This window comes from Bradyrhizobium sp. SZCCHNS3002, assembly GCF_032377435.1.
GTDB lineage: Bacteria > Pseudomonadota > Alphaproteobacteria > Rhizobiales > Xanthobacteraceae > Bradyrhizobium.
Window position 1 is genome coordinate 99,243 of record NZ_JAUHHY010000016.1, and the last position, 19,990, is coordinate 119,232.

The following is a 19,990-nucleotide window of genomic DNA, read 5'->3' on the forward strand; positions in this document are numbered from 1 at the left end:
AAAGAGGTCGTCGCCGGGCTAATTGGAGCCGTTCCAGGCACGGTTCAGATGTGCGCGATCATTGGCACGAAAGCGAGGAGAATCAAAGAGTTTCCAAACACGCTCTGTTTAGACTGCGCCTAGATTTCCAACACAATTTTGCCAATATGTTGGCTGGTCTCCATGCGTGCATGCGCTTTCGCGGCGTCCACGAGGGGAAAGGTCGAGTCCATCAGCGGCTTGATGCGGCCCTCGCGCAGGAACGGCATCACCTTGGCCTCGATCGCCGCCACCATCGCCGCCTTGTCGGCGTTGCTGCGCGGGCGCAGCGTGGATCCGGTATGGGTCAGGCGCTTCACCATCAGCTTGACGAAATTGACTGACGCCTTGGGGCTGGCGAGGAAGGCGATCTGGACGATACGGCCATCGATCGCCGCGGCGTCGTAGTTGCGCTCGATGTAGTCGCCGCCGACCATGTCCAGGATGACGTCGGCACCCTTGCCGCCAGTCGCCTCCTTGACCACGGCGACGAAGTCCTCCGTCTTGTAGTTGATGGCTCTGATGGCGCCGAGCTTGACGCAGGCGTCGGCCTTGTCCTGCGAGCCGACGGTGACCAGCACCTTGGCGCCGAATGCCGTGGCGAGCTGGATCGCCATGGTGCCGATGCCCGAAGAGCCGCCATGGATCAGCAGGGTCTCACCCGCCTTCAGACCGCCGCGCTCGAATACGTTGTGCCAGACCGTCATCAGGGTCTCGGGCAGGGCGCCGGCCTCCAGAATGGAGAGTGAGGAGGGGACCGCCATCGCCTGCGCGTCTTGTGCGATGCAATATTGCGCATAGCCGCCGCCGGCGACCAGGGACATCACGGTGTCGCCGAGCTTGTGCCGGACCGCGCCCTCGCCGAGCGCCACGACCTCCCCGGCCACTTCCAGCCCGGGCAGGTCGCTGGCGCCGGGCGGCGGCGGGTAGCTGCCGGAGCGCTGGGCGACGTCGGGACGGTTAACGCCAGCGGCCTTCACCTTGATCAGGATCTCGCCGGGGCCCGGCTTGGGGAGGGGCCGGGTTTCCGGCTTGAGCACCTCGGGTCCGCCCGGCTGGCTGATGGCGACCACGGTCATTTGCGCGGGCAGCTGTTCCATGAGAAATCCTTCGGCGAGGGCTGAAAGCGATGCTGCCGCGTGCTTAAGCCAGCCGGGGCATGGCTGGCAACCGGGAGGAGGGTGAGATGGCCAACGAGGACGACGACCGGCCGCGCAAGGCCGTTTCGCACGAGATCGGGCAGGATCTGTCGATGCTGTCGGTCGAGGAGCTGACCAGCCGGGTGGCGCTGCTCCGCGCCGAGATCGAGCGCATCGAGCAGGCGGTGGCGAAAAAGCGCGCCTCGCGTGATGCCGCCGCCAGCATCTTCAAGTCGTGAGCCTCGCGGCCGTGGAAACACGGTCGGCCAGTGGCCGACATGGCTAACGAAGATTGAAAAATTTTCGCCATTTACGGTTGATTAAGCTTTCGCGTTTACAACCGGAACCGTCCTCGTTTGGACACCGAGTGGCTCCTGTCCACTCTGTTTGACGCCTCCCTGTTATCAACTTCAAAGCCGCCGGAAACGGCGGCTCTTTTTTTGCGCGCTCGCCGAGCCGGGCGAACCGGGCGGTCGCCCGTGGCGCGCTCGTCCATCCGCAGGCGGGCGATCGTGGAACGATTGTCGTACCTGCTCATTGCGCCCGTGCCGGTCTTCGGTCGCCAGCCGGTCACGCGCGAAAATCCTGTGCGCCGCGGCAGGCGTGACGATCCTGGTTCGACCACTGCAAACTATTGCCGTGATCATGGTTGCTAGTTGAGCTGATCGTGCGACTCGGCCTGAAACGGCCGTGTTGCAGTCGCAAGTGGTACGAGGGCACGGCATGGCCCACGCCGTGGAAACCATAAAAGGCGTTGCTGCTGGACTCTCGAAACCGGCCGCGCAATGATTTGTTCATCATACCGGCGCCGTTGCCGGGTTGCGTAAACAGTCGCGTTTAAGAGGCGTTAACCATGTCGGACCGTTTGCTGAGCGATGGCGCTCTGGTTCAGTTCAACGAGCGGCTCACCAATTCTGCTGCATTCGGCGCGCTGTTCCGGGAAGGCATGGATCTGGTCGAGGAGACCGCCGCCTATCTCGATGGCGACGGCCGCAACGAGGCCAAGGCGCTCGACCGCGCCGTCAGCCTGACCTACGCGACCGAGAGCATGCGTCTCACCACCCGCCTGATGCAGCTGGCGTCCTGGCTGCTCCTGCACCGCGCGGTGAAGGAGGGCGAGATGACCCTGAGCCAGGCCAACCGCGAGAAGACCAAGGTCAAGCTGACCGCCGCAGATCCCGGGCCGGATGATCTGCTGGAGAAGCTGCCGCAGCAGCTGCAGAGCCTGATCTCGCGCTCGATGAGCCTTCAGGTGCGGGTCCGCCGGCTCGACTCGACCATTCATTCCCCGCCGCCGGACCAGAGCGCGATCGGCAATCCGCTGGTCCCGCATCTCAATCGGCTGAAGGCCGCGTTCGAGCAGTAGGCCGCGGCATCGGGCGGCCCTGCCGGGCCGCTCGCCTCACCCGGAGGTCTCGTTGCGTCCAGCCCAGAAACAAAAACGCCCCCGTGTCCGGGGGCGTTTTGCTGTGAGCTGTCCATCGGCGCAGGCCAGGATGGCCGGTGCCGAGGGCCCAGGAAGGATCAATCCTTCTTGAGGAAGCCCTGGAACTTCTTCTGGAAGCGCGAGACACGGCCGCCGCGATCCATGATCTGCTGGGTGCCGCCGGTCCAGGCCGGGTGCGACTTGGGGTCGATGTCGAGGTTGAGCTTGTCGCCCTCTTTGCCCCAGGTCGAGCGGGTCTGGTACTCGGTGCCATCGGTCATCACGACCGTAATCGTATGATAATTCGGGTGAATGTCGGCTTTCATGGCTGATCCTGCGGCACGATGCGAAGACATGATGCGGCGCGGCCGCGCCTGATCCCGTCGTCACTGAAGGGGGACAATTGGCGGGCTCTATAGCCCAAGGTTCTGCCCAAAACAAGCCAAGGTCGCGGTTGAACACCTTGGTACGTTTCCGGATTTGCCAAGCCCGGTCCGGCGGGCCTATCAGGACGGCAGATCGCATTTGGAAGAATTCTCAGGTGGCTCATGAGCGCAGTGGAACGGCTTGACGAACGGCAGGGCGCTGCCACGGGGCAGGATCCGGTCGGAGATGCCGTTGCGGCCGTCGAGGCATTGGCCGAGCCGGCAACCCCTGTGCGGCGCTCGAAGCTGCGCCCGCTGCTGGCGCTGTCTCCCTATGTCCTGCGCTATCGCGGCCGCGCCCTCCTGGCGCTGATCGCGCTCACGGTCGCGGCCCTGACCACGCTGCTGGTGCCGATCGCGGTCCGCCGCATGATCGATTTCGGCTTCACGCCGAAGGGCATCGAGCTGATCAACAGCTATTTCAGCGTCATGATCGCCGTCGTGGCGGTGCTCGCGCTGGCAAGCGCGGCCCGCTACTACCTCGTCATGACGATCGGCGAGCGCATCGTCGCCGATCTCCGGCGCGACGTGTTCGCGCATCTGATGTCGCTGTCGCCGTCCTTCTTCGATTCCGCCCGCTCCGGCGAGCTGGTGTCGCGGCTCACCGCCGACACCACCCAGATCAAATCGGCGGCGGGCGCCTCCGTGTCCATCGCGCTGCGCAATCTGCTGCTGTTCATCGGCGCCACCGCGATGATGGTGATCACGAGCCCGAAGCTGTCCGGCTTCGTGCTGCTGGCGATCCCGCTGATCGTGCTGCCGCTGGTGGCGTTCGGGCGCTGGGTCCGGCGGCTGTCGCGCAACGCCCAGGACACGCTCGCCGACGCCTCGGCCTATGCGTCCGAGCTGATCGGTTCGATCAGGACGGTGCAGGCCTATACCAGCGAGAAGCTCGCCGCGGCGCGTTTCGGCGGCGAGGTCGAGCAGGCCTACGAGGCGGCGCGGGTCTCGACCCAGGCGCGCGGCGTGCTCACCGCGATCATCATCTTCATCGTCTTCTCCAGCGTGGTCGCGATCCTCTGGGTCGGCTCGCACGACGTGTTGACCGGCGCGATCAGCGCCGGCCGGCTCGGTCAGTTCGTGCTCTACGCGGCCTTTGCCGCCGCCGGTCTCGGCCAGCTCTCGGAGGTCTGGGGCGAAGTGTCGGCGGCGTCCGGCGCGGCCGAGCGGCTGTTCGAGCTGTTGCATGTGCAGCCGGAGATCACGGCGCCCGCGCAGCCGCGCCCGATGCCGGAGCCGGCGCGCGGCGACCTCGGCTTCGACCACGTCAGCTTCGCCTATCCGAGCCGCCCCGACGTCCGCGTCCTCGATGACGTCTCGTTTGCGATCAGCGCCGGCGAGAAGGTCGCGATCGTCGGCCCCTCCGGCGCCGGCAAGAGCACGCTGTTCCATCTTCTGCTGCGCTTCTACGATCCGGCCTCCGGCTCGATCTCGTTCGACGGTGTGCCGGTACGCGCGGCCGACCCGCGCAAGATGCGCGAGCGCATCGCGCTGGTGCCGCAGGAATCCGTGGTGTTCGCGACAAGCGCGCGCGAGAACATCCGCTTCGGCCGGCCCGAGGCGACCGACGCCGAGGTCGAGCGTGCCGCCGATCTCGCTCATGCCAGCGAATTCATCCGCCGCCTGCCGAACGGCTTCGACGCGGCGCTGGGCGAGCGCGGCGTCACGCTGTCCGGCGGTCAGCGCCAGCGCATCGCCATCGCGCGCGCCATCCTGCGCGATGCGCCGCTGCTGCTGCTCGACGAGGCGACCTCGGCGCTCGACGCCGAGAGCGAGACGCTGGTGCAGACCGCGCTCGAGGGGCTGATGAAGGACCGTACCACCCTGGTGATCGCGCATCGCCTCGCGACGGTGCTGTCCTGCGACCGCATCCTGGTCATGGACCGCGGCCGCATCGTCGAGCAGGGCACGCACACGTCGCTGGTTGCGGCCAACGGCCTCTATGCGCGGCTGGCGCGGTTGCAGTTCGAGGGCGTGTAGTTTCGGCAACACCGTGGATGAGCGGCAACACTCTCGGAATTCTTGTTCCCGACCCTGCAACCTTTCTCCCGCTTTATACGTTCCCTGCCGGAACAGATGGCGCGCCGTCCAGCTGCGCGCCCAACCGCACAGGAGCAACGCGCATGCCTTATCGCCGTGGCAGTTTTGCCCTCACCCCACCCTCGTTCGTCATCTTCGCGATCGCGCTGGTGCTCGCGCTCGTCGCGATGCTCGCGCACTACATGCACGCGTCGGTGCCGCTGCTGTCGGCAGCGCACGCCTTCGATGCGCTGGCGATTGCCTTCGTGGTGCTGACCATCGGCGTGCTGTTCCGCGGCGTGTAGTTGCCTGGCCACCCCACACTCGGTGTCGCCCCTGCGAAAGCAGGGGCCCATAACCACAGCCCGATATTTGACGGGCAAATGCCCGTGGCCGCGTCCTTCAAAACGTCTGCTGCGGAGTATGGGTGCCGGATCTGCCCTTGCTGCGCCCGGTCGTTCGGGACGACATCGTTGATGTGACCGTGATGCGGCCCGTCGCGGCGACTAAGGCGTCCACGCCATCCGCAGCACGGGACGGCCCGAGGTCGGGTTGACGTCCTCGCCGGCATCGACGAAGCCGTTGCGCCTGTAGAAGCTGATCGCGCGAGCGTTATCCTTGTTGACCAGCAGCGTGATGCCTCCAGGAGATTTCTGCTTGGCGGCATCGACCAGCTGCGTGGCGAGCGGCGAGCCCCAATGTTGGGGCGAGACCACGAGCTGATCGAGATAGCCTGTTGCGTCGATCGTCACGAAGCCGGCGAGCGTCCCCTCCGTCTCGGCGACGATCACCTCTGCGTTCGGCACCAGCTCATTGCGCCAGCGCTCGCGCCACCACGGTACGCGCGCGGCAAAATCGATGGCGGGATAGGCGAGCTGCCACGTCTCCTGCCACAGCGCGATCGCCGCGTCCTCGTCCTCGGCGCGATAGGGGCGCAGGGTGGAGTTCGACGTCACCGCTCCGTCAGCTTCAGCTCGATACGCCGGTTGCGGCGGAACGCTTCCTCGGTGTTCGCAGGATCGAGCGGCTGGAATTCGGCGAAGCCCGCCGCGACCAGGCGCTGGGCCGGTACGCCGAGCGAGATCAGATATTGCACCACCGAGATGGCGCGCGCCGAGGACAATTCCCAGTTCGACTTGAACACCGGGCTGTTGATCGGACGAACGTCGGTGTGGCCGTCGACCCGCAGCACCCAGGAGATCTCAGCGGGGATCTGCTTGTCGAGGTCGACCAGCGCGGTCGCCACCGAGTTCAGCTCCTGCTGGCCCTCGGGCAGCAGGGTGGCCTGTCCGGTGTCGAAGAACACCTCCGACTGGAACACGAAGCGGTCGCCGACGACGCGGATGTCGGGACGGTTGCCGAGGATGGCGCGCAGCCGGCCGAAGAACTCCGAGCGGTACCGGGTCAGCTCCTGCACCCGCTGTGCCAGCGCGACGTTGAGGCGCGAGCCGAGATCGGCGATGCGGCTCTGCGATTCCTTGTCGCGCTTCTCCGAGGCATCGAGCGCATCCTCGAGCGCGGCGAGCTGGCGGCGCAGTGCGCTGATCTGCTGGTTGAGCACCTCGATCTGGGCCAGCGCCCGCGCCGTGACCTGCTTCTCGGAGTCGAGCGCCCGGTTGAGCTCGTTGGCGCGGCCGGCGGCATTGCTGCCGGCATTGGCGAGCCCGTCATAGAGGCCCTTGACGCGGTCGCGCTCGGCCTCGGCGTTCGCGAGCCCGGCGCGCAGCTGCGCAACCTGGTCGTCCAGCGAGAGCTTGCCGAGCTTCTCCAGGGACAGCATCTCGTTGAGCTGCGCGATCTTGGCGTTGAGCTGCTCCAGCGCCTTGTCCTTGCCGGTGACCTCCTGCGACAGGAAGAACTGCACCACCAGGAACACGGTCAGCAGGAACACGATCGACAGCACCAGCGTCGACAGCGCGTCAACGAAGCCCGGCCAGTAGTTGAGGCCGGAATCTCCGCGGCGGGTACGGGCAAGCGCCATTCAGCGTCTCCTAGCTCGTCTAGTAGTTCGGCCTGGGCCGGCCGACGGAGCAGCTCAACTCTTCTCCGTCTGCCGCGCCAGCCGCTCCAGCAGCCGCTTGATCTCGCGGTTCTGCTCGCCCTGGCCGTCGGCCCATTCGCGGATCATCTGCTGCTCGGTGCGCATGTGCCCGACCAGGCCCTGGATCGCCTCGGCGAGGTTGGCCATCGCCGCGGTGGCGCCGCGGTTGGAGCCTTCTTCCATGGCGGTGCGCAGCCGCTCGATGGCAACCGAGAGGTCGGCACCGGTGTCGCCGCTGCCGCCATATTCCCGCACGGTGCCGGCGAGCCAGTCCTCCAGATCGGTATAGAAGCGGTTCTGCGCCTGGCTCGATTGCAGGTCGAGGAAGCCGAGGATCAGCGAGCCGGCGAGGCCGAACAGCGAGGACGAGAACGAGATGCCCATGCCGCCCAGCGGCGCGGCAAGGCCGCCCTTCAGCGTGTCGAACAGCGCACCGGCGTCGCCGCCGACCTTCAGCCCTTCGATCACCTTGCCGACCGAGCCGACCGTCTCGATCAGGCCCCAGAACGTGCCGAGCAGGCCCAGGAACACCAGGAGGCCGGTCATGTAGCGCGAGATGTCGCGGGCCTCGTCGAGCCGGGTCGCGATAGAGTCGAGCAGATGGCGCATGGTCTGCTGCGAGATCGACATCCGCCCGGAGCGCTCGCGGCCGAGGATGGCGGCCATCGGCGCCAGCAGGACCGGGTGGCGCGGCACCGCCAGGCCGGGATCGGCGATGCGGAAATTGTTGACCCAGGACACTTCCGGATAAAGCCGGACCACCTGTCGGAACGACAGGATGACGCCGATCAGCAGCACGGCCCCGATCAGGGCGTTGAGGCCGGGATTGGCGAAGAACGCCATGACGATCTGCTTGTAGAGCACGACGCCGACCAGGGCGCACAGCACCAGGAAGACCAGCATCCGCACCAGGAAGATCCGGGGCGTGGACAGCTTGGTCCGTTCGACGTCCATCGCGGAGCGGGAGGGGGAGCCTTGAGGCATTGTCGATGACATCCGTTGCGGGGACCGGTCCCTGAAATCCACTATGGCACAGCAGCAGCGGGAAAAAAGCCGCGATCGGCGCAATCCCGTCCCCTGCGCGGAACTATGGCTGAAACCGGCGGGCACCCGCGGCGTAGTTAGTCCCGTGGCTCATATCTAGCGGGAACGCCCTGGCTTTGTCATGACCGTCGTTGAATATCTGCAAGCGCTGCTGGCGATGGCCGTGGCGATGTCGGTGCTGATGGGGCTCGCCTGGGTCGTGCAGCAGCGCAGCGGCAACTCCGGCTGGGTCGACACGATCTGGACGTTTTCCGTCGGGCTGGTCGGCGCCGCCGGCGCGATCTGGCCCGCCGGCGGCGCCGCCCCCAACGCGCGGCAATGGCTGGTCGCGGTGCTGGTAGCGGTCTGGTCGCTGCGGCTCGGCGGCCATGTTGCGGCGCGCAGCCGCGGCATCTCCGACGACCCGCGCTATGCGGAGTTTGCCCGGCAATGGGGCGCGGCCGCACCGCGAAAGATGTTCCTGTTCCTGCAGCAGCAGGCCTGGGGCTCGGTCCCGCTGGTGTTCGCGATGTTCGTCGCCGCCCATGCGCCGGCCGCCGAGCTGCGCCTGCAGGACTATCTCGGCATCCTCGTGCTGTTCGCAGGGATCGCCGGCGAGGGCGTCGCCGACGCTCAGCTCAAGGCGTTCCGCGCCGATCCCGCCAACAAGGGCAAGGTGTGCGACGTCGGCCTGTGGCGCTGGTCGCGCCATCCCAACTATTTCTTCGAATGGGTGTGCTGGCTGTCCTACCCGGTCATCGCGCTGTCGTTCGACCACCCGTGGGGCTTCGCCAGCCTGCTCGCGCCGCTGTTCATGTACTGGATCCTGGTCCACGTCACCGGCATCCCGCCGCTGGAGCAGCAGATGCTGCGCTCGCGCGGCGATCGCTACCGGGCCTACCAGGCGCGCACCAGCGCGTTCTTTCCCCTGCCGCCCCGCAACGGAGCCACAGCATGAGCTTCATCTCGACCATCATCGGCGCCGCCGAGCGTGTGCCGCTGCCCGATGCCGTCATCCGCTCGGCGATCTCCGAATTGTGCGCGCGCACGGCGGCGCGGCTCGGCGGGGCCGATGCGATGGGCGACGCAGAGTTCGCCCGCCTGCTGACGACGCGGCCGATCGCCGAGCATACCGACGCGGCGAACAGCCAGCACTACGAGGTGCCGGCGGCGTTCTTCGCCCGCGTGCTCGGGCCGAACCGCAAATATTCCTGCTGCTTCTACAAGGAGCCGGTCTCGACCCTGCAGGAGGCGGAGGAGGAGGCGCTGCGCCAGACGGTGGCCAATGCCGATCTGCAGGACGGCCAGAGCATTCTGGAGCTCGGCTGCGGCTGGGGCTCGCTGTCGCTGTTCATGGCCCGGCAGTTCCCGCGTGCGAAGATCACGGCGGTCTCCAACTCACATTCGCAGCGCCGCGCGATCGAGGAGATGGCGGCCGCGCGCGGCCTGCTCAATTTGCGGGTCGTCACCGCCGACATGAACGGGTTCGCTCCCGACGCGCGGTTCGATCGCATCGTCTCGGTGGAGATGTTCGAGCACATGATGAACTGGCGCGAGCTGCTGTCGCGGGTCCGGGCATGGCTCCTGCCGGATGGCCGGCTGTTCATGCACATCTTCACCCATCGCACCGCATCCTACCTGTTCGACCGCAACGATCGCGAGGATTGGATCGCGCAGCACTTCTTCACCGGCGGCATCATGCCGAGCCACGGGCTGATCCGGCAGTACGACGATCTGTTCGCGGTCGAGAAAGAATGGCGTTGGAGCGGCGCGCATTATCAGCGCACGGCGCGGGACTGGCTCGCCAATTTCGACGCCGACCGCGACCGCATCCTGCAGGTGCTGCAGCCCGTCTATGGCGACGACGCGACGCTTTGGATGCGCCGCTGGCGCTGGTTCTTCCTCGCCACCGCGGGTCTGTTCGGCCATGACGAAGGCCGCGAATGGGGCGTCAGCCATTACCGTCTGCGGCCGGCCAACTAATTTGTTCGCTGCGGCGGGATGCCGCAGCGCCGTCATGGGATTCGCGTTTCGCTCTGCGGAACCTGCCCGGAACTTGTTGCCACAAAGCGCTCACAATCAGGTGAGTCGCGAAAAAGCTAAATCTATCAGCTACGTAGTTCGTGTGACATCAAGCCGCCCAGGTTCCGCGTTGCGTCGCAGCAGCTATTTTCTATGTTGCACGCAAGGCGAGCGCCAGAATGGCGCCATGACCGGGCCATCCGGTCGACTGGTTTTCATCATCATCGAGGGGGCTCCTCCACTCATGTCTCGTTTTCGCGCGTCGCTGGTCAGCAGTGCATTGATGCTCGCGGCCGCCGCGCCGCTGCTGGCCGGCTGCAACGACCCCATCCAGGCTCAGGCCTCCGCCAATGAGCAGATCGTCATCCCCGAGGTCGGCATCGTGACCGTCGAGCAGAAGGCGCGCGCGATCGTGCGCGAGCTGCCCGGCCGCATCGCGCCGACCCGCGTCTCCGACGTGCGCCCGCGCGTCTCGGGCATCGTCGTCGAGCGGCTGTTCCGTCAGGGCAGCGAGGTCAAGGCGGGTGATCCGCTCTATCGGATCGATCCGCGACCCTTCGAGGTCGAGATCCTGTCGAGCCGTGCGGCGCTGGCCAAGGCCGAAGCGGTGCATGAGCGCGCCGTGCAGCAGGCGAACCGCATCGCGCAGCTGTTCAAGGAGCGCGCGGCGCCAGCCGTCGAGAACGAGAAGGCGATCTCGTCGGAACGTGAGGCTGCGGCCGATATCGAGGCCCGCAAGGCCGATCTCGCGCGCGCCCAGCTCAATCTCGACTACGCGACCGTGCGCGCGCCGATCGACGGTATCGTCGGTGCGGCCCAGGTGAGCGAAGGCGCCATCGCGGTCCAGAACGAGACCTCGCTGGTCACGATCCAGCAGCTCGACCCGATCTATGCCGACTTCACCCAGTCTGTGAGCGAGCTGAACCGCCTGCGCCGCGCGTTCGAGTCCGGCGATCTCGACCAGATCTCGCCCGACGCGATCAAGGTCCGTCTCGTGCTCGACGACGGCACGCCGTACTCGATCCCGGGCAAGCTGCTGTTCTCCGACGCCAAGGTCGATGCCGCCACTGGTCAGGTCACCCTGCGCGGCGAGTTCGCCAATCCGAAGCGCGAGCTGCTGCCGGGCATGTATGTCCGCGTCCGCATCGAGCAGGGCATTGACAGCGACTCCGTCGGCGTGCCGCAGCAGGCGGTGCAGCGCAATGCGGCCGGCGGCTCCGAGGTCTACGTCATCCGCGACGACAACCGCGCGATCGCGAGGCCGATCCGCACCGGTCCGATCCAAGATGGCCTGGTGCTGATCACCGACGGCCTGCGCGCCGGCGACAAGGTCGTGGTCGACGGCTTCCAGAAGTTTGCCGCCGGCGACAGGGTCGCGCCGCAGGTCTGGACCGAGGTCAGCGCCGCGACGCAGCTCGAATCGAAGTCGACGTCGCGGTAAGTCGCCATGCCGAGCTTCTTCATCGACAGGCCGATCTTCGCCTGGGTGGTCGCGCTGTTCATCTGCCTGATCGGCGCGATCGCGATCCCGCTGCTGGCGGTGGCGCAATATCCGATCATCGCGCCGCCCTCGATCTCGATCTCGACCAGCTATCCCGGCGCGTCGCCCGAGAACCTCTACAACAGCGTGACGCGGCTGATCGAGGAGGAGCTCAACGGCGCCTCCGGCATCCTCAATTTCGAATCCACCAGCGACTCGCTCGGCCAGGTCGAGATCACCGCCAACTTCGTGCCGGGCACGTCGACCAACGATGCCTCGGTCGAGGTGCAGAACCGCCTCAAGCGTGTCGAGGCGCGGCTGCCGCGCGCCGTCATCCAGCAGGGCATCCTGGTCGAGGAAGCCTCCGCCGCGGTGCTGCAAATCATCACCCTGCAGTCGACCGACGGCAGCCTCGACGAGGTCGGCCTCGGCGACTTCATGATCCGCAACGTGCTCGGCGAAATCCGGCGCATCCCCGGCGTCGGCCGTGCCACGCTGTATTCGACCGAGCGCTCGCTGCGCGTCTGGCTCGATCCGGCCAAGCTGATCGGCTACGGTCTGACCGCCGACGACGTCACCAAGGCGATCGGCGCCCAGAACGCGCAGGTCGCCTCCGGCAGCATCGGCGCCGAGCCCGCGACGACCTCGCAGCGCACCTCGGCGCTGGTGCTGGTCAAGGGCCAGCTCGATTCACCCGACGAGTTCAGCGCGATCATCCTGCGCGCCAACCCCGACGGCTCGACGGTGCGGCTGCGCGACGTCGCGCGCGTCGAGATCGGCGGCCTCAGCTATCAGTTCAACACCCGCCTCAACGGCAAGCCGACCGCCGGTCTCTCGGTGCTGCTGTCGCCGACCGGCAATGCGCTGGCGACCGCTGGTGCGGTCGAGGCCAAGATGAAGGAGCTGTCGCGCTTCTTCCCCTCCAACATCACCTATGAGATTCCCTACGACATCACGCCGGTGGTGAAGGCCTCGATCAAGCGGGTGCTGATGACCCTGGTCGAAGCCGTCGTGCTGGTGTTCGTGGTGATGTTCCTGTTCCTGCAGAACATCCGCTACACCATCATTCCGACCATCGTGGTGCCCGTGGCGCTGCTCGGCACCTGCGCCACCTTGATGCTGGTCGGCTACTCCATCAACATGCTGACGATGTTCGGCATGGTGCTCGCGGTCGGCATCCTCGTCGACGACGCCATCGTCGTGGTCGAGAACGTCGAGCGCATCATGACCGAGGAGGGGCTGTCGCCGAAGGAGGCGACGCGCAAGGCGATGGGCCAGATCACCGGCGCGATCATCGGCATCACGCTGGTGCTGATGGCGGTGTTCGTGCCGATGGCGTTCTTCCCCGGCTCGGTCGGCATCATCTACCGGCAGTTCTCGGTTACCATGGTGGCGGCGATCGGCTTCTCGGCGCTGCTGGCGCTGTCGCTGACGCCGGCGCTGTGCGCGACCCTGCTCAAGCCGGTCACGGCCGGTCACGGTCACGCGAAGAAGGGCCTGTTCGGCTGGTTCAACCGCTTCATGGACAACAGCCGCAACCGCTACACCGGCGTGGTCGGCGGCGCGCTGAAGCGCACCGGCCGGCTGATGCTGATCTATGCGATCTTCCTGGTCGGGCTGACCTTCGCCTTCATCCAGTTGCCCGGCGGCTTCCTGCCGGTCGACGACCAGGGCTTCATCACGACGGACGTGCAGACGCCGGCGGACTCGTCCTACGCGCGGACGCAGGCCGCGGTGGAGGCGGTCGAGAAGTATCTCGCCAAGCGCGCGGGCATCGAGGACGTCACCTTCCTGACCGGCTTCAGCTATGCCGGCCAGGGCGTCAACACCGCCCAGGCCTTCATCTCGCTGAAGGACTGGTCGGAGCGCGGCAAGCATGACAGCGCCGCGGCACTGGTCGCCGACATCAACCGCGATCTCGCCGGCTTGCGCGACGCCAAGATCACCGCGCTGCAGCCGCCGCCGATCGACAATCTCGGCAACTCCTCCGGCTTCAGCTTCCGCCTGCAGGACCGCGGCCAGAAGGGCTATGCCGCGCTGACCGCGGCCGCCGACCAGCTGATCGCCGAGGCCAATGCCAGCCAGGTGCTGCAGAAGGTCTTCATCGAAGGCCTGCCGCAGGGTCCCCAGGTCAATCTGATGATCGACCGCGAGAAGGCCGGCGCCTTCGGCGTCACCTTCGAGGACATCAACAACACGATCTCGACCAATCTCGGCTCTACTTACGTCAACGACTTTCCGAACCGCGGCCGCATGCAGCGGGTCGTGGTGCAGGCCGACCGCATCAGCCGCATGAACGCGGACGACATCCTCAACTACAGCGTCAAGAACGCCAAGGGACAGCTGGTGCCGTTCTCGTCGTTCGCGACCATCCAATGGGCCAAGGGACCGACCCAGATCGCCGGCTTCAACTACTATCCGGCGATCCGCATCTCCGGCGAAGCCAAGCCGGGCTACACCTCGGGCGATGCGCTCAAGGAGATGGAGCGGCTCGCCGGCAAGTTGCCGCGCGGCTTCGGCTATGAATGGACCGGGCAGTCGCTGCAGGAGAAGCTGTCGGGCTCGCAGGCGCCGCTGCTGCTCGGTCTCTCGGCGCTGGTCGTGTTCCTGTGTCTCGCTGCGCTCTACGAGAGCTGGACGATCCCGCTCGCGGTGCTCCTGACCGTGCCGCTCGGCATCCTCGGCGCCGTCGTCGCCGCCAATCTGCGCGGCCTGTCGAACGACGTGTACTTCACGGTGGCGCTGATCACCATCATCGGCCTCGCCGCAAAGGACGCGATCCTGATCATCGAGTTCGCCAAGGATCTGCGCGCCCACGGCAAGCCGCTGGTCGCGGCGACGATCGAGGCCTGCTCCTTGCGTTTCCGCCCGATCATCATGACCGGCCTTGCCTTCGTCTGCGGCGTGCTGCCGATGTCGATGGCGACGGGCGCCGGCGGTGCCAGCCAGCAGGCGCTCGGCACCAACGTGATGGGCGGCATGATCGCGGTGGTGATCCTGGCGCTGCTGATGGTGCCGGTGTTCTTCGTGTCCGTGCAGCGCGTGCTCGCGGGCGATCGGGAGAAGACGGAGCCCGCGGCGGGGCGCGAGGTGTACGGGCCGCCGGCGCCGGCGAAGCCGTAGGCGATCGAATTACCTCGCTCGATCAAGCGAGCCGCAATCTCGCCAAGCCGTCGGTGCGCTCCCCTCCCCCTTGCGGGGAGGGGTTGGGGGTGGGGGTCCACCAGTCCCGCTCAATGTGATGAAATCTACTCCCATCCACGACGCCGCTCATTTGCTTGAGCGAGAAACGCAAGCCGCTTGCTCATTCGTGGGCGCCCGAAGATATGTTCCCTTATCGGCGTTCGGAGTTCGCGGACCCCCACCCCCGACCCCTCCCCGCAAGGGGTAGGGGAGAGCACCGCCGGCGCTGGGACATGATGCTGCAATCCCCGCGACTGGAGTTTCTTGGTCCGTCCGTGTATGCTGCGACGACACGTGACGGGTACGGCATGTCGATGGTCTCTCGCAAATCTGTTCTCGCGTTGGTGTTCGCTGGTCTCGGCACGACAGCCGCCCACGCCCAATCCGATCCTGTCAAATATTGGCTGCCGGGCTGGCCGGTCGGCTTCAGCGACTCCGGTAGCCTCGATTCCTACGGCGACTTTCCAAGCTTCACGGGCAGCGGCAAGGACAGCGGCTTCTTCGCGCGGCGCTACAGCGTGACGAACAATTGGGCGGCGCTTTCGGGAGTCGGCCTGAGCTCGAACATCGTCAATCGCTATGGGGCGCTCGGCTCGTACACCACCGAGGGCGCGCAATACGGCTACACGTTCAAGAGCGGGGTCAGCCTCTACGGCGGCTTCGACACGCTGAAATACAATCCCGGCCTGGGCGGCCCGTTCGCGACGTTCGACGGACGCTCGACGTCTACGCCGGCCTACGCGATCAACGGCGGCGTCGAGTTCAAGCCGACGTCCAATGTCAGCCTGTCGCTCGGCTTCAGCTACGCCGGCCAGTCGTCCGACCGTATCGACAGCGACATCAACTCGCCGGCATTGCCGGGCGCCACGCCGCAGGCCTTCACCAGCGGACGGCGATACTAGGCGCGGCCAGCCTCACCCTCGGTGTCGTCCCGGACAAGCGCGCGTCACGCGCGCGCCGATCCGGGACCCATAACCCCAGGGAGACGTGTGAGGCATTCTGGTCGACCCATCTTGCTCGATCAAAACGGCCGGTGGCTATGGGTCCCGGCTCAAGGCCGGGACGACACCGCATGTGAGGCGAGCGGTTTGGCAAACCGTAAGAAGGCGGCCGGTGGCCGCGCAGAATCAAAGCTACGCCGCCGCCTTCAGCACCTTCACCAGCTCGCGGTGGATGACCTCGTTGCCGCACACCACGTGCCCGGTCGCCAGCGCGTCCTCCTTGCCGTCGATGCCGGACACGGTGCCGCCAGCCTCGCGCACCAGGATCATACCGGCGGCGATGTCCCAGGGCTGCAGGTCGCGCTCCCAATAGGCGTCGAAACGGCCGGCGGCGACGAAGGCGAGGTCGAGCGAGGCGGCGCCGAAGCGGCGGAGCCCTGCGACCTTGACCTGCAGCGAGGTCATCTCGCGCAGGAACAGCTGGTGATCGCCGCGGCCGATATGCGGCAGGCCGCAGGCGATGACGCATTCATGCAGCTGTTTGCGCGCGGCGACGCGCAGCCGCTGGTCGTTGAGGAACGCGCCCTTGCCGCGCTCGGCGATGTAGAGCTCGTCATTGGCGGGATTGTAGATCACGCCGGCGATCACGGTGTCCTCGCGCTGCAGCGCGATCGAGATCGCGAATTGCGGGATGCCGTGCAGGAAGTTGGTGGTGCCGTCGAGCGGGTCGACGATCCAGGTGTGCGACTTGTCGCTGCCTTCGCGCTTGCCGCCCTCCTCGCCGAGGAAGCCGTAGCCGGGCCGGGCCTTGGAGAGATCCTCGTAGAGCATCTCCTCGGCCTTCTTGTCGGCGCGGGAGACGAAATTGGCCGGCCCCTTCAGCGACACCTGCAGGTGCTCGATCTCGCCGAGATCGCGCTTGAGGTTGCGGCCGGCGCGGCGCGCGGCCTTGACCATGACGTTGATGAGGGCGGAATGGATCATGAGCTCGATGCGCTGGGCTGACCGCACCTCGCGGTGCGCGCCTTCCCCGGAAGCGGACGAAGGCGGGTGAAATGGCTGGCTGTGGGTGCCCTGCCGGGGCGGCCGCGTCAAGGCCGGATCAGCGGCCGATCACTTGATGGTGCCCAGCCAGTGCTTGGCGGCCTGTTCGCCCTTGGCGCGGTCTTCGGGGGGCATGTCGGCGAATTTCTCGTCGAGCTTGGGATCGCCCTTGCCGGCGGTCTTGGCCACCAGGTGCCATTTGTAGGCCTCGACCTTGTCCATCGGGGTGGCGATTCCATACAGCAGCACCCACGCCAGCCGGTTCTGGGCGACCGGGCTGTTCTGCCGCGCGGCCCGGCGCAGCAGCGCGATGGCCGCGGGCTGGTCCTTCGGCACGCCGGTGCCGTTGAACAGCGCGATGGCGTATTCGACCTCGGCGTCGATATTGTCGGCGATCGCGGCCGCCTTCAGCAATTGCGCGGCCTTCTCGAGGTCTTTCGGCACGCCGGTTCCTTCCTTGTAGAAGGTCGCCAGCGCGTATTGCGCCTCGGCATTGCCGGCATCCGCAGCCAGGCGCAGCAGCTCGGCCGAGCGCCTGAGGTCCTGCGGCAAGGTCTGGCCGTCGAGATAGAGCAGCGCGAGATTGTAGGCCGCCTTGGGCTCGCCGAGCTTGGCGGCGGAGGCCAGCAGCTTGACCGCCTCGAGCTTGTCGACAGGGCCGCCGCGCCCGGCCAGCCGCATCATCGCCAGCGCGAACATCGCCTCGCGGTCGCCGGCCTCGGCGGCGCGCTTGTACCAGATCGCCGCCTTGTCGTAGTCGCGGCGGATGCCCTGGGCGTTTTCGTAGAGCTGGCCGAGCATCGCCATGGCCTTGGGATCGCCGGCCTGCGCCCGCGGCGTGGCGAGATCGAACGCGGTCTTGTACTGGCCGCGCTGATAGGCGCCGTAGACCAGGTCGACATTGGGATCATTGGTGGCGGGCGGTGGCGTCGCGGCCGGCGCTGGAGCGGCCGGCTTGGCCGACGGGGCGGGGGCCGGCTTCTTTGCCGCGGACGTTGCCGGCGGCTTGGCCTTCTCGGCCGCCTTCTCCGCCGGCCGTTCGACCGGCTTGGGCTTTTCCGCCGGGGCCGGCTGCAGGGCCGGCGGCGTCAACGAGATCTGCGCGCGTGCGCCCGGCATCGCCATGGCGAGCGCAGCAACGACACATGTCAGGCGCAGGATCGTCATCGGCCGCCGTTCAGCTCTGTCCTGGCGCGTCGGCTGGCGCGGCCGTATGGGCGCTGCGGATCGCGGTGCTGATCTCAGCAAGCGCCGCGGCCGGGCCGCGGGCGTCGTTCCAGACGAGGTCGTCGACCAGCACGAAATCGGCTCCCGCCGCGACGAAGTCCGCGGCCTCCTTGAGCGAGATCGCATAGCCGACGCAGGGCGGCTCGAACAGCTCCGCCCACCAGGCGAGGCGCTCGTTGACGGCATCCGGCGAGGGCCGCCGTCCCTGCGCATCGCGCTCGCCGAACAGCACATAGTCGGCGCCGAGCTCGCCGGCGCGCATCGAATCATGGCGTGTGGACAGGCCGCCGCAGCCGGCGATGCGGTCCGGCTTCAGGCCGGGCAGCGCCTCCTCCAGCGCGGCGATGCCGGTCAGGTGCGCGCCATCGGCGCCGGCGCGGGCGACGATGTCGGGATGGCCGTCGATCAGCAGCGCTGCGCCGGCGCCCTGGATCGCCGGCGCCAGCGTCTTGACCATCGTGATCATGCTGCGCGGATCGCTGTCCTTCAGCCGCACCAGCACCGCAGCGATGTCGGCGCTGGCGAGGATCGCGGGCAGGCCGGCGGCCAGCGCCGCCGCATCGGTCACGACCGGCGTTGCCAGATAGAGGCGCGGCGCGGGCCGCGCGGATGTCGTCTTGCCGGACACTAGGCGGCCTCTTTCTCGAGCGCTGCGGTCCACTGGCCGCGGCTGGCAAGCGCGTTCATGCGGGCGCGGTGGGTGAAGGCGCGCTGGCCGGCGGGGATGTTCGCCGCCCTGCCTGCCCATGCCTGCTGCGGCGCCGCCTGCAGCGCGCGGCCGTAGGAGAAGGTCAGCTTCCAGGGCAGCGGTCCGAGCCGGTTCATCGCGTCGAGATGCGCGGTCGCGCTCTCGTCGGATTGTCCGCCGGACAGGAAGGCGATGCCGGGCACCGCCGCAGGCACGCATTCCTTCAACAGTTGGACGGTCCTTTCGGCGACCTCCTGCACCCCGGCCTGGTCCGGCGACTGCTTGCCCGCGACCGCCATGTTGGGCTTCAGGATCATGCCTTCCAACGCGACGCGCTGGATGCGCAATTCACGAAACACCTCGTTCAGCACGCGGCGCGTGACGTCGAAGCAGCGACCGATGTCATGATCGCCGTCCATCAGCACCTCCGGTTCGACAATCGGCACGATGTTCGCTGCCTGGCACAGGGCGGCATAGCGGCCGAGCGCATGCGCGTTGACATGGATCGCTGTCATCGAAGGGATGTTGTCCTTGTCGATATCGATCACGGCCCGCCATTTGGCGAAGCGCGCACCCAGCGCGTAGTACGTCGCCAGCCGATCCGCAAGCCTGTCGAGGCCGACCGTGACCCGCTCGCCGGGGCAGCCGGACAGCGGCTGTGTTCCCTCATCGACCTTGATGCCGGGAATGGCGCCGGCCGCTTCGATCAGCTTCACCAGCGGGGTGCCGTCGGCGGCATGCTGCCGGATGGTTTCGTCATAGAGGATGACGCCGGAGATGAACGACATGCCCTCGCTGCGAAACAGCATCTCGCGATAGTCGCGGCGGTTCTGTTCGGTCGATTCGACCTTGATGGCATCGAAGCGCTTCTTGATCGTCCCGGTGGATTCATCGGCGGCGAGGATGCCCTTGCCCGGTGCAACCATGGCAAGGGCCGTGGTGTTCAGTGCGGAGAGATTCATGCTTGGCTCCAGACGCACCTGCCCTGCCCATCAAAATAGACGGTTCTCGGGCGGATGCCGAGCAAACATTGGCCGCCGGTGAGGCGGACTCTCGAAGAGGTGAAGGGGAGGTTGCTGATCGGAGCAAGCGATCACGTCACCGGTGGTCGGCTTCCCTCCCCCTTGCGGGGAGGGGTTGGGGGTGGGGGTCCACACGCACTGAACTCAGTGAGTTACGCGTTGAGATCGTAAGTGGTGAACGCTGTCGCGCGCACGCGTTCGGCCACTTCAATCGCAAGCGCGATGGTCGATATGCGCCTTCGATCTCATCACTGATAGTACGCCCCGGACCCCCCCGACCCCTCCCCGCAAG

18 protein-coding genes are annotated in these 19,990 nt (G+C 67.0%); 9 read left to right on the top strand and 9 right to left on the bottom strand.

Annotation, left to right across the window (positions count from 1 at the left end; translation table 11 throughout):
• Positions 1-119: 119 nt before the first annotated feature.
• Positions 120-1,118: an NAD(P)H-quinone oxidoreductase gene (locus QW845_RS28160; protein WP_315804766.1), complete on the bottom strand. Its 999-nt coding sequence runs from the start codon at positions 1,116-1,118 to the stop codon at positions 120-122.
• Between the two features lie 86 nt (positions 1,119-1,204).
• Between QW845_RS28160 and QW845_RS28165 the strand changes: the two genes are divergently transcribed.
• Both QW845_RS28165 and QW845_RS28170 read left to right on the top strand, forming a co-directional pair.
• Positions 1,205-1,396 (top strand): DUF1192 domain-containing protein, encoded by a 192-nt coding sequence (locus tag QW845_RS28165; protein WP_315713892.1) that lies wholly within the window; start codon positions 1,205-1,207, stop codon positions 1,394-1,396.
• Positions 1,397-2,010: 614 nt separating this feature from the next.
• On the top strand, positions 2,011-2,523 hold the full coding sequence (locus QW845_RS28170) for a DUF1465 family protein (protein WP_315804767.1): 513 nt from the start codon (positions 2,011-2,013) through the stop codon (positions 2,521-2,523).
• Positions 2,524-2,681: 158 nt separating this feature from the next.
• Here the strand turns inward: QW845_RS28170 and rpmE are convergent, their stop codons facing one another.
• Complete coding sequence (gene rpmE, locus QW845_RS28175) at positions 2,682-2,909, bottom strand: 50S ribosomal protein L31 (protein WP_012046762.1); 228 nt, start codon at positions 2,907-2,909, stop codon at positions 2,682-2,684.
• Between the two features lie 222 nt (positions 2,910-3,131).
• Here rpmE and QW845_RS28180 point away from each other — a divergent pair, with 222 nt between their 5' ends.
• Both QW845_RS28180 and QW845_RS28185 read left to right on the top strand, forming a co-directional pair.
• Complete coding sequence (locus tag QW845_RS28180; RefSeq protein WP_315804768.1) at positions 3,132-4,988, top strand: ABC transporter ATP-binding protein/permease; 1,857 nt, start codon at positions 3,132-3,134, stop codon at positions 4,986-4,988.
• Between the two features lie 143 nt (positions 4,989-5,131).
• On the top strand, positions 5,132-5,332 hold the full coding sequence (locus QW845_RS28185) for a hypothetical protein (protein WP_006614616.1): 201 nt from the start codon (positions 5,132-5,134) through the stop codon (positions 5,330-5,332).
• Between the two features lie 201 nt (positions 5,333-5,533).
• Here QW845_RS28185 and QW845_RS28190 read toward each other — a convergent pair whose 3' ends face one another.
• From QW845_RS28190 to QW845_RS28200, 3 genes are read right to left on the bottom strand one after another with little or no spacing between them, the layout of a single operon-like run.
• The gene (locus QW845_RS28190) at positions 5,534-5,983 is read right to left on the bottom strand and encodes a GNAT family N-acetyltransferase (RefSeq protein ID WP_315804769.1); all 450 of its coding nucleotides are present in this window, start codon (positions 5,981-5,983) and stop codon (positions 5,534-5,536) included.
• The gene (locus QW845_RS28195) at positions 5,980-7,008 is read right to left on the bottom strand and encodes a peptidoglycan -binding protein (RefSeq protein WP_315804770.1); all 1,029 of its coding nucleotides are present in this window, start codon (positions 7,006-7,008) and stop codon (positions 5,980-5,982) included. The genes QW845_RS28190 and QW845_RS28195 overlap by 4 nt, the downstream gene beginning before the upstream one ends.
• 54 nt (positions 7,009-7,062) lie before the next feature.
• Positions 7,063-8,052, bottom strand: coding sequence for a flagellar motor protein MotA (locus tag QW845_RS28200; protein ID WP_315804771.1), 990 nt, complete (start codon positions 8,050-8,052; stop codon positions 7,063-7,065).
• Positions 8,053-8,233: 181 nt separating this feature from the next.
• Between QW845_RS28200 and QW845_RS28205 the strand changes: the two genes are divergently transcribed.
• The 5 genes from QW845_RS28205 (at position 8,234) to QW845_RS28225 (ending at position 15,678) form a co-directional block, all read left to right on the top strand.
• On the top strand, positions 8,234-9,049 hold the full coding sequence (locus QW845_RS28205; protein WP_315804772.1) for a DUF1295 domain-containing protein: 816 nt from the start codon (positions 8,234-8,236) through the stop codon (positions 9,047-9,049).
• Positions 9,046-10,074 (top strand): cyclopropane-fatty-acyl-phospholipid synthase family protein, encoded by a 1,029-nt coding sequence (locus QW845_RS28210; RefSeq protein ID WP_315804773.1) that lies wholly within the window; start codon positions 9,046-9,048, stop codon positions 10,072-10,074. Before QW845_RS28205 ends, QW845_RS28210 begins: the two co-directional genes overlap by 4 nt.
• 283 nt (positions 10,075-10,357) lie before the next feature.
• Complete coding sequence (locus tag QW845_RS28215; RefSeq protein ID WP_315804844.1) at positions 10,358-11,554, top strand: efflux RND transporter periplasmic adaptor subunit; 1,197 nt, start codon at positions 10,358-10,360, stop codon at positions 11,552-11,554.
• A 6-nt stretch (positions 11,555-11,560) separates the two neighbouring features.
• Positions 11,561-14,716, top strand: coding sequence for a multidrug efflux RND transporter permease subunit (locus QW845_RS28220; protein ID WP_315804774.1), 3,156 nt, complete (start codon positions 11,561-11,563; stop codon positions 14,714-14,716).
• A 368-nt stretch (positions 14,717-15,084) separates the two neighbouring features.
• Complete coding sequence (locus QW845_RS28225; RefSeq protein WP_315804775.1) at positions 15,085-15,678, top strand: hypothetical protein; 594 nt, start codon at positions 15,085-15,087, stop codon at positions 15,676-15,678.
• Between the two features lie 231 nt (positions 15,679-15,909).
• Here QW845_RS28225 and QW845_RS28230 read toward each other — a convergent pair whose 3' ends face one another.
• From QW845_RS28230 to QW845_RS28245, 4 genes are all read right to left on the bottom strand, one after another.
• The gene (locus QW845_RS28230) at positions 15,910-16,701 is read right to left on the bottom strand and encodes an inositol monophosphatase family protein (RefSeq protein WP_315804776.1); all 792 of its coding nucleotides are present in this window, start codon (positions 16,699-16,701) and stop codon (positions 15,910-15,912) included.
• A gap of 129 nt (positions 16,702-16,830) precedes the next feature.
• Positions 16,831-17,928 carry a tetratricopeptide repeat protein gene (locus QW845_RS28235; RefSeq protein WP_315804777.1) on the bottom strand — a complete coding sequence of 366 codons (1,098 nt, stop codon included), beginning with the start codon at positions 17,926-17,928 and terminating at the stop codon, positions 16,831-16,833.
• Positions 17,929-17,938: 10 nt separating this feature from the next.
• Positions 17,939-18,616 (bottom strand): thiamine phosphate synthase, encoded by a 678-nt coding sequence (locus tag QW845_RS28240; protein ID WP_315804778.1) that lies wholly within the window; start codon positions 18,614-18,616, stop codon positions 17,939-17,941.
• Complete coding sequence (locus QW845_RS28245; RefSeq protein WP_315804779.1) at positions 18,616-19,638, bottom strand: class I fructose-bisphosphate aldolase; 1,023 nt, start codon at positions 19,636-19,638, stop codon at positions 18,616-18,618. The genes QW845_RS28240 and QW845_RS28245 overlap by 1 nt, the downstream gene beginning before the upstream one ends.
• Positions 19,639-19,990 lie beyond the last annotated feature (352 nt).

Excerpts from the sequence above, each read along its gene's own strand:
- QW845_RS28160 (WP_315804766.1), bottom strand. The coding sequence starts at position 1,118 with ATGGAACAGCTGCCCGCGCAAATGACCGTGGTCGCCATCAGCCAGCCG.
- QW845_RS28165 (WP_315713892.1), top strand. The coding sequence starts at position 1,205 with ATGGCCAACGAGGACGACGACCGGCCGCGCAAGGCCGTTTCGCACGAG.
- QW845_RS28170 (WP_315804767.1), top strand. The coding sequence starts at position 2,011 with ATGTCGGACCGTTTGCTGAGCGATGGCGCTCTGGTTCAGTTCAACGAG.
- rpmE (WP_012046762.1), bottom strand. The coding sequence starts at position 2,909 with ATGAAAGCCGACATTCACCCGAATTATCATACGATTACGGTCGTGATG.
- QW845_RS28180 (WP_315804768.1), top strand. The coding sequence starts at position 3,132 with ATGAGCGCAGTGGAACGGCTTGACGAACGGCAGGGCGCTGCCACGGGG.
- QW845_RS28185 (WP_006614616.1), top strand. The coding sequence starts at position 5,132 with ATGCCTTATCGCCGTGGCAGTTTTGCCCTCACCCCACCCTCGTTCGTC.
- QW845_RS28195 (WP_315804770.1), bottom strand. The coding sequence starts at position 7,008 with ATGGCGCTTGCCCGTACCCGCCGCGGAGATTCCGGCCTCAACTACTGG.
- QW845_RS28200 (WP_315804771.1), bottom strand. The coding sequence starts at position 8,052 with ATGCCTCAAGGCTCCCCCTCCCGCTCCGCGATGGACGTCGAACGGACC.
- QW845_RS28205 (WP_315804772.1), top strand. The coding sequence starts at position 8,234 with ATGACCGTCGTTGAATATCTGCAAGCGCTGCTGGCGATGGCCGTGGCG.
- QW845_RS28210 (WP_315804773.1), top strand. The coding sequence starts at position 9,046 with ATGAGCTTCATCTCGACCATCATCGGCGCCGCCGAGCGTGTGCCGCTG.
- QW845_RS28215 (WP_315804844.1), top strand. The coding sequence starts at position 10,358 with ATGTCTCGTTTTCGCGCGTCGCTGGTCAGCAGTGCATTGATGCTCGCG.
- QW845_RS28220 (WP_315804774.1), top strand. The coding sequence starts at position 11,561 with ATGCCGAGCTTCTTCATCGACAGGCCGATCTTCGCCTGGGTGGTCGCG.
- QW845_RS28225 (WP_315804775.1), top strand. The coding sequence starts at position 15,085 with ATGTCGATGGTCTCTCGCAAATCTGTTCTCGCGTTGGTGTTCGCTGGT.
- QW845_RS28230 (WP_315804776.1), bottom strand. The coding sequence starts at position 16,701 with ATGATCCATTCCGCCCTCATCAACGTCATGGTCAAGGCCGCGCGCCGC.
- QW845_RS28235 (WP_315804777.1), bottom strand. The coding sequence starts at position 17,928 with ATGACGATCCTGCGCCTGACATGTGTCGTTGCTGCGCTCGCCATGGCG.
- QW845_RS28245 (WP_315804779.1), bottom strand. The coding sequence starts at position 19,638 with ATGAATCTCTCCGCACTGAACACCACGGCCCTTGCCATGGTTGCACCG.